We start from the raw sequence: 8,508 nt of genomic DNA, 5'->3' as shown, positions 1-8,508 counted from the left end.
GCGGAGACGACTTCGCGCTCATACCCGCAAGCACACCCCGCGGCCGCGCCGAACGACACAGGCATGCGCATCCCCACGACAGCCGGACCACACATGTGCCGGCGCCCTTGGGCAGACCACGACAGCAGATCGGTCACCCTGTGGCAGCGAACGATCCCGCGATCAGCGGGACAAAGCCCGGCTCGACAAGGGGAAACCGAAACCCGAACCGCTGCCGGCAACCCCGCCGACACCACACCACACACTCACACGCAGCCAGGTGCGTTGGGTGTACGCGGGAGGGGGCTGTCCCGCAGGCGGTTTCGGGGACCAGGGGTCGTCGCCGGCCCATGTCGTGGAGGATTCGCCGATCTCGTCGAAGTCGCTCACCGCCGTGCTACCGGCGAACGCCTCGCCCAACAGCAATCGTGCGCATTCGACCCACGATCGGTGGTCGGAACGCGAGATGCGCTCGGCCTCGGCCGTGAACAGAGGGGTGGGCCATACGAGTTCGTACACGCTCACATCCAGCGCGGGGACCATCCTGGCCGAGTGTGTACGAGGTCGTCCCCGAAGCAACATCACAACGAAAACGTCAGTAGCGCGGCTGCGTACGGGGTCGCATCCCCGCTGGCGTCGGTCGGGTGCCGTGCAGTTCGGTCGGGGGCGCGGGGGCGGTGAGGCCTGGCTGCCATTCCATGCCGAGTGCCTGCAGGGCGTCGAGTTCCGGGCGGGACAGGCGTGTGACCTGGTCGGGGTCGCGCAGGGCGGCGAATGCGGCACCGTGCCGGTGGGGGTGTTTCGTGTTGCTCCGGTCCGGCGGCGAGACGACGTGGTCGTTCATGAGCCGGGTCGCCGGGTGCGACGGAACCGGCGGGCGGCGCGCAGGAGGTGGCAGAACTCCCTCTCCCCCGAACTGCGGGGGCCGGAACCGCTGCCGGCAACCCCGCCGACACCACACTCACACACCCGCAAACCCCACAACCACTCACAGCAACACCTCACACCACCGCCGGAACCACAAGACACCTGTGAAATAATCTTTCCGTGATTGATCCCCTGGAAATTGAGCTGGTCCGCTTTCTCCATACCTGGCATGGCCCGCCGATCGCTCCGAGAGAACCGCTACCCTCTGAACAGCTCTGGCTGCCTGAGCCTCTCAGAGAATGGTACGAACTATCCTCCCAATGGAGCAATTCACTCACCGATATAAAAATGTTTTGTGCACCCGGCGAAATTAGAGAGGAGGACGGAAAAGCCATATTCCTCGAAGAACCCGGAGGTCACTCCTGGGCCATTGACGTCAATAATCAGATGGACGTATACGAGAGACAGCTAAATGACAGATGGGAAAAGTCATCGGAAGAACTGCCCGAGTTCCTTCTCCACAATGCCCTCAATGAGGTCGCCTACAAGGCCCCGGCTTGGCGGTCCAGCGATAGGGTAGCCGGGGAATACCTGCCCGTGATCCTGGCGCCGATGATCGAGGTTGGATTCGGCGAGTGGCAATGGCCTCGACCGGGTCACCGAGTTTTTCTAGGCGCAGGGCTCGTAGCAAACATAGGGCCGGCATCGGAGATCCACTGGCCTTGGGGAAACGCACCAGGATACTCCGAAGTTCACATTGCGGCCACAGCTCCCGAACTTCTCATCTATCTGAGTAAAGTGTCGGGTATTCGATGGTCGACGCACCCGTACTCTGATATCGGTTGACGGAGGTTCGGGAGGGGCTCAGATTCACCGTCACGGCGAGAGATGCTCGCCGTGACGGGTGTTTCATCTAAGCGTTTTATTGCCGTCAGTCGGCACCTCCCGTAAAGGTCACGGTCTTGATACTGCCACTCTTCGTTCTAAGTGTAACGTTCAACTCTGAACCCCGTGGCAACATCTGCGAGAGCGTCTGGGAGCATGGACCGCAAATATAGTCTCCCGAGATGTAGAGATCCGCTCGCTGCGCGTTAAGCCGGCGCATCTCCGCTGCCGCCTGGACCTCCAAGTGACTTTCGAATCCGTTCAGGGCGCCCGGAGGCCTTACATGGTCGGGAGAGAGATTGCTTCTTCCAGAGTTCAGGGCGATTGAATCGTCAAACTCATCAATCCAGAGTGCCCCGGACATTGTTGTACTGTTAGCGTAATTGGCATCGTCTCTTGCGGCGGCAGCCGCAGCAAGGCCTTCTGGGTGACAAAAATTGTTGTTATGAACGAGAACTGGCGTCCGCCCGGCCAGCACATAGTAGGTGTGGTCCGCATCGACGGTCAGGTTGTAGGTACGAGCTGTTTGATCAAACAGACGGACTGCCCGGACTTGAACCCAGGTCCCACTTGAGGTCTGGAGCCATTGACTAGGTTTAAGGTCGCCCGCGTTCACCCACTGCTTTAGGGCGGGAAGCCAGAAAGGGTGATTGGCGGTGGCGATGATGGAGAAATCACCGTGCTCAGTTGCGACAGTTAGGTCAGCGAATTCCTTGTCGTCCTCGGTGGTAATCGTTGCCAAAACGACTCGGGGTCGACTTTCGCCAGTCTCCGAATCGGTGGCCAACACCACATCCCCGGGTTTGATCTCCTGAAGAGTTTTGGTCGAGCCGTCCGCCATCAAGACGCTGGTGGTCGGCAAAAAGCTATTCCGACAAACGATGGTGACGGCCCTATTGCCGGACGTTCCCATAGCCATCGTCATACTCGTGATATCGAACAATTTCTTACCGTCGCCATAATCGTCTTCACATGCCATGACGCCGTCACAACCATATGGAGATTCGTTCAGCCCCTCACGAGCAGCCCAGTCGTCGACCATGTCCGACCCGCATCGCTTGCCCGTGAACCAGCCTCCGGTCAAGGCGCAGGGGTCGAGGGCCCTGTAGGCGCCAGCACCGAAACCCGCAGCTATCTGCACGTAGTCATTACGTTCCGGGACCTTCGTGCCCTTTTTCATTTCGGGCGGGATAATCATGGTGACGGTCTTCGGGCCCTTGCATATCTCGACGTAATTGTTCCGGCACCCCCCGCCGGGGCTTTTCTGTCCGCCGCCACCACCACCGGTCGGATTTCCGCCGGTCGTCACCGGGGGTGCTTCCGCAGGGGAAGGCGCGGCCCTCACAGCAGCGGATATCGCGTTCCCAACCTTGGTAGTTACCGACTTGAACCAGTCGATGCCCCACAAGAGCCCAGTGGGGTCGCTCGCTGTAACCGGCGTGTTGTTGCTGTACGTGTAGCCGTGCATTTGTTGGGTGTCAGTGAGGTCCATGATCGGGTCGACGCTGATGAAGCGGCCCAGGTTCGGGTCGTATTCGCGGGCTCCCATGTGGGTAAGGCCGGTGGCATCCATAGGCTTGTCGAGGAAGCCTTTGCCGGTGGGCCATTGGCCGTTGGCCTGGGTGGGTTGGGGGCCGCGCGCTTCGCCGAACGGTTTCGATTGGCGGCGGGTCGCCGTCAGGGTGGTGCCGTCGAGGGTGGTGGTGCCGGTGCCGTGGTGGTCGGACGCCACGTAGACGGGGGTTCCGGTGGCGACGCGGACTGTGGTGATGCCGCCGGGGGTGGGATAGGTGCGGGTAGCGATGACCGGGCCGGATTGGTCGGTGTTGGTGGTGAGTTCGTCGGTGCCGAGGTAGAGGGTGGTCTTGCCGGCCTCGCGGCGGATGATGCGGTTGCCGTCGGCGTCGTAGAGGTAGTCGCTGGTCGCGGTCGCGGAGGCGACCTTGGCGAGTTTGTCCTCCTCGTTCCAGGTGAGGGTCTGGAGGTTGGCGTCGGCGCCGGGGCGGGTCTTGGTATTGCCGGCGGGGTCGTAGGTGAGGCCGGTGGTGATGGCCTCTCGGGTGCCGGTCCTGGTGGTGATCGTGTCGAGGACGTGGGTGCGGGCGGTGCCGGGGCGGGTGCGGTAGCCGTAGTCGGTGGTGACGTTCTTGGTGGGGTCGTTGGTGGGGTCGTGGTCGACGAGTTTGGTGCGGTTGCCGACGGCGTCGTATTCGAAGGACTGCCAGTACGCGTCGGGGCCGCCGACCGTTGAGGGGGTGGGGGTTTGGGTGATGCAGGCGCCGATGCCGGGGACGCTGGGTTCGGGTCGGGTGGTGGTGCCGGCGGTGTCGGTCCAGGCTTCCTTGAGGCGGCGCATGCCGTCGTAGGCGAAGCACTGGGTGTCAGTGGTGTTGTTGTCGCGTTTGGTGGTGATCGAGGTGACGTCGCCGCTGGGTTTGTAGGTGTAGGTGGTGGCGTCGACGCTCGTGCGTGTGGCGGTCTGTTTGTCCCAGTCGGTGCCCAGGAGGCGACCTGTGGCGTCGTCGTAGGTGTTGGTGGAGGTGGCTTGGCGGTTTGTGCCGCCTACCGTCGCGCGGATGTTGCGGCCGAAGGCGTCGTAGTCGGCCCACGCCAGGTAGGTGATCCTGCCGCCCATGGTGGTGACCGCGCCGGCGTCGTTGTAGCTGTAGCGCAACGTCTCCGCCGTCAGTCCTCCGTGTGAGGGTAGGACGTTGGTCTTTGGCAGGCCAAGGACGGGTTCATAGGTGGTGCTCGTCTCGTATGTGCCAGCGAGTTTGCCCTCTGCGGCGGGGATCGTCACACGGGAGCCCGTCGGGCGGTAGGTGCCCGGTTCGAAGCCGGTGATCTCACTCGTATACTTCGCGCCGCTCTTGCCGCCGACGTAGTGGGTGGAGCCGTCGGCCAGGCCCCTGGCGTAGCGGTCGTAGGACCAGCTGCTCAGGAGGTTCGCGTCGGCGATCGCGTCCTTGTAGGAGGCGGTCTTGCGGCCCAGCGCGTCGTAGGTGTAGGCGAGGTTTTGGCCGCGGGCGTCGGTGGTGCCGGTGACGCGGCCGACGAGGTCGTAGCGGGTATCGGAGGGGCCCTTGTCGGGGTCCTCGGTGTGGGTCTTGCGACCGAGGAAGTCGTAGGTATAGGTCCAGGTGTTGCCGCCCGCGTCGGTGACGGATTGCAGTTCCTCGCGGGGGCTGTATGTGTAGGTGATCTTCGTGTAGTCGGTGCCTGCGGGAGTGCCGCCCGCGTACTCGCGCAGTTCCCTGGCTTTGCCGCGGGCGTCGGAGATCGACAGCGTCGCTGTGCCACCCGGGACGGGAGTGCTCGCGACCTGGTCACTACCGGTGTAGGTGGTGGTGGTGCGCCACTGCTCTTGGTCCTTGGAGGAGAACACTCCGGCGGTGGGGCGGCCCATGCCGTCGTAAACAGTGGCGTTTTGGGCGGGGACCTCGTCGGCGTTCGCGAGGAACACGCTCGTGTCGGGTAGCGCGGTGGTGTTCAGGTAGGACGGGTTCGTCTTGTAGGGGCGGCCGAGGCTGTCGTAGAAGGTGTCGGTGACGACGCGCCCGTACAGGCCGTTGGCGGTCGTGGACTGGGTTTGGCGTTCCTGGAGGAAGCTGTTGAGGATCTTGTGCGAGACCGCGTATTTCCTGTTCAGCATCAGGGTGCGTGAGGTGACGACGGAGGGGGCCGTCTTGTTGAGCGCGTAGGCGAACTGCAGGTCCGCGTCGGCGGTCGCCTTCGGGTGTCCGGGCTTCCAGACGGCGATCAGGCGGCCGAGGGTGTCGTATTCCTGCTCGACGACCAGGTCGTTCGCGTCGACCGCCTTCACCGCGAGGTTGCGCACACCGGCGTAGGTGGTGGACGTGGTCCAGCCGGTGGGACCGGTCACCCGTACGACGATGGGCAGCGCGCCGGTGGCGGGCTCGTATCCGGTGGTGGTGGTCTTGTTCTCGGCGTCGACGCTCTTGACGACCCGTCCGTAGGCGTCGTACTCGCTGGTCGAAACCGTCGCCCAGTTGGGGGTTGCGTCGGTCTTGTACTCGGTGACCGCCTGGGTCGAGGTCGTGTCGCCGACGCCGCCGACGGCGCCGTGGGGTTGGTTGTCGTACAGCACGCGTGACCAGGCGTAGACGGTGTCCTTGGACGGTGTGCTCGCGCAGCCGTTGAGGAGGGATACGGATTCGACGGGTTTGCCGATGATCCACGCGGTGGTGTTGTGGGCGTAGGTGGTGCGGGTGCAGTACTCGGTGAGTCCGTCGGCCTTGTTCGTCACGGTCAGTGGCAGGCCGTAGACGGGGTCGAACGTGGTGGTGGTCGAGGTCTCGCGCCAGGTGCCGTCGGCGGTCAGGCTCCGGTTGCGGGTCTTCTCGGTCGCGGTGCGGCGCGCGGTGAGCGTGGGCAGGCTTCGTGCGCGTTGGTGGGTGGCGGTGACCGCGGAGGAGTACGGGGTGTTGAGCGTGGTGGCGGCGACGGTGCCGCCGTCGCCGGTGAACGTCTGGTTCTCGTAGGCGAATCCGGCGTATCGGTCGGCGTCGACGAGGGTGGTGTTGGTGGAGTCGGCGACGGTGACGGCGCGGGTGGTGCCGTCTTTTCGGACGTCGCCGTCCATGCCCCGCAGGTAGAACGCCGCGGATTGCGTGACCGCGGCGGGTGCGACTCCCGAGCGGGTGATCACCTGCGCGTAGCCGCGGAACTGGTTCCAGGTGCGGCGGTCCTTGGACTTGGGTTTGCCGGTTTCCTTGTCCTCGGTGAGCTCGGAGTCGTCGCGGTGCCAGGCCGCGCCGCCGACGTATTCGTAGCGGGTGGAGTGGTGGGAGGCGTTGGTGGTGGTGTCGTGTTCGAGGACTTCGGCGACGGTGTATTTGTGGAACCAGTGCAGGACGGGTTCGGCGTCCTCGTTGTAGTTCCACCACATCGGGTAGCACGCCTTGGTGTTGGCGTCGGGGACGGGCAGCGTCGTCGGGGTGCATTCGGGGGTGTTGTAGCGGACCACGGTCTGCGCGCCGGTCTCGCTGGTGACCACGGTCATGCGGCGGCGGTTCATCGGCGGGGCGAGGTCGCCGCCGGCGTCGACGCGGTTGTGCATGAACTGGCCCTCGAAGTCCACCGACGGCAGGTCGACCTTCTTCGCGCCGTCGTGGGCGGTGCGGGTGATCGAGTTCAGCCACAGCGTCGGGGAGGAGCCGTCCTGCGGGTCGGGGTAGTCCTGGGCGAGGGCGTATTCGTCGACGCTCTGGTAGGTGGAGCCGACCAGGACCTGGGTGGTGATCTTCGTCAGGCGGCGGGTCGACCAGAAGGTGGGTGCGTATTCCTCGCAGGTGCCGGTCGCGGGGCACTGTTTGTCGACGGGGACGTCGGGCCATTTGGCGGCGTTGGCCTTGGTCATCTTGGCCGGGTCGCAGTCGAAGCCGTCCTTCTTCAGGCATCGCTCGGCGGTGTCGAAGACGACCTGCGCGGTCGGCGCGGTGGTGTCGGTGGTCTTGGACCCGTAGGTGATCTTGGCGAGGGTGCCGCCGCGGGTGTACTCGGTGAGGGTGCCGGAGCCGACGAGGACCGCGCCGCGCTTGTAGCGGTTGGTCTCGGTGTTGTAGGAGAAGGTGACCATGCCGCCGCGCGGGTCGATCACGTAGTCCAGGTTCCAGCGCCAGGCCTGCTGGCACCACGACGCGTCGAAGCCAGACGAGTTGTTGCACGGTTCGCCCGCGTTGTTGCCGTACACGGGGGAAGAAGTACATGACCGTCCTCCCCCAACCTTCCGGCGCGGCCTTGAGGCACTGGGCCGCCGACGCGCGGGAGGGCGCGGTGGCGGCCGCGTGATCGTGTTTCGCGGTTTTGGGTGGTGGGCTTCGATCAAGTCCGCCACCTGCGCGGTGACTTCGGTTTCGGGTGGCAGCGCGGGGGGGCGGGCGGGCCGGGGCCCGCGCGTGCGGTCAGGCTGTTTTCATGATGGATTCGATGCTGCGGTGCCGGGCTGCGCCGTGCGCGAGATCGGGTACCTCTGACGTGCCCTCGCGCAGGTCGTCCAGGAACTGTCGGTAGGCATGAGCGACCGCGTAGGCCGGCGCGTCGGCTCGGGGGTCCAGTTGCGGGACGCGAGCGTACGATTCCGGCACCGTCAGGGGAGCGAGTCCGGTGGACGTTCCACGGCCGCCTTCGAGGGTGACCGGGCTGAGCTGGGGATGGCCGACGGGGGCGGTGAGGACGAGGTCGCCCTCGGTGCCGTTGATCTCCCAGCGGAAGTTGGTGCCCCGGGACATGCCTCCGCGGTAGTGGAAGGTGGCTACCGCGCCGCCCGGCAACCGTCCGGAGGCCACCACTTGGTCCGCAGCGGTCATGGGCACGGGCTGTCCGGTCTCGGTGTCCACGACCGACGTACGCCGCGACGCCAGTCGGATCCGCAGATCCTCGGGCTCTCCCAGGACGGACGCGAGTGCGTCGAGGGTGTGGCTGAAGGGAATGGTCAGCAGGGTCGCGCCGTTGGCGGCGTCGAGTACGTAGTGATCGGCGGGGCCAACGGTCGCGCCCCAGGCGCCGCCGGAGCCGACGACCGTCGTGGACAGCACCTCCCCCACGTAGCCGTCGGCCACGAGATCGCGCGCGTAGGCGAGCGCGGGGTGTGACCGCGCCTGGAGTCCGACGACGGTGGGCACAGCGCGGCTGCGCGCTCGGTGCGCCATGTCCTCGGCCTCCGCGAGCCCGTTGCCCAGCGGCCACTCGCACAGCACGCTCTTGCCGGCGCTCAGCGCCGTGTGCACCAGTTCCCGGTGGTGCGGCACCTTCACC

General features: G+C 65.3%; 5 protein-coding genes. 1 reads left to right on the top strand and 4 read right to left on the bottom strand.

The genetic code is table 11. The annotated features are described in order from the left end of the window. Positions 1 to 162: 162 nt before the first annotated feature. Both GT354_RS31945 and GT354_RS31940 read right to left on the bottom strand, forming a co-directional pair. Entirely contained in the window at positions 163 to 522 is a 360-nt protein-coding gene (locus GT354_RS31945) for a hypothetical protein (protein WP_161359866.1), read from the bottom strand. 52 nt (positions 523 to 574) lie between these two features. After that, on the bottom strand, positions 575 to 823 hold the full coding sequence (locus tag GT354_RS31940; RefSeq protein WP_161359865.1) for a hypothetical protein: 249 nt from the start codon (positions 821 to 823) through the stop codon (positions 575 to 577). A gap of 203 nt (positions 824 to 1,026) precedes the next feature. Here GT354_RS31940 and GT354_RS31935 point away from each other — a divergent pair, with 203 nt between their 5' ends. Further along, positions 1,027 to 1,692 (top strand): hypothetical protein, encoded by a 666-nt coding sequence (locus GT354_RS31935; RefSeq protein ID WP_161359864.1) that lies wholly within the window; start codon positions 1,027 to 1,029, stop codon positions 1,690 to 1,692. Between the two features lie 85 nt (positions 1,693 to 1,777). Here the strand turns inward: GT354_RS31935 and GT354_RS56730 are convergent, their stop codons facing one another. Then, on the bottom strand, positions 1,778 to 7,444 hold the full coding sequence (locus GT354_RS56730) for a polymorphic toxin-type HINT domain-containing protein (protein WP_161359863.1): 5,667 nt from the start codon (positions 7,442 to 7,444) through the stop codon (positions 1,778 to 1,780). A gap of 211 nt (positions 7,445 to 7,655) precedes the next feature. Then, the coding region (locus GT354_RS31925) for a Gfo/Idh/MocA family oxidoreductase (RefSeq protein WP_161359862.1) at positions 7,656 to 8,508 on the bottom strand (853 nt) is incomplete at its 5' end.

Origin of the sequence: Streptomyces sp. SID3343 (assembly GCF_009865215.1) — a bacterium.
Lineage (GTDB): Bacteria > Actinomycetota > Actinomycetes > Streptomycetales > Streptomycetaceae > Embleya.
This window is presented reverse-complemented; position numbering and strand designations above follow the sequence as displayed.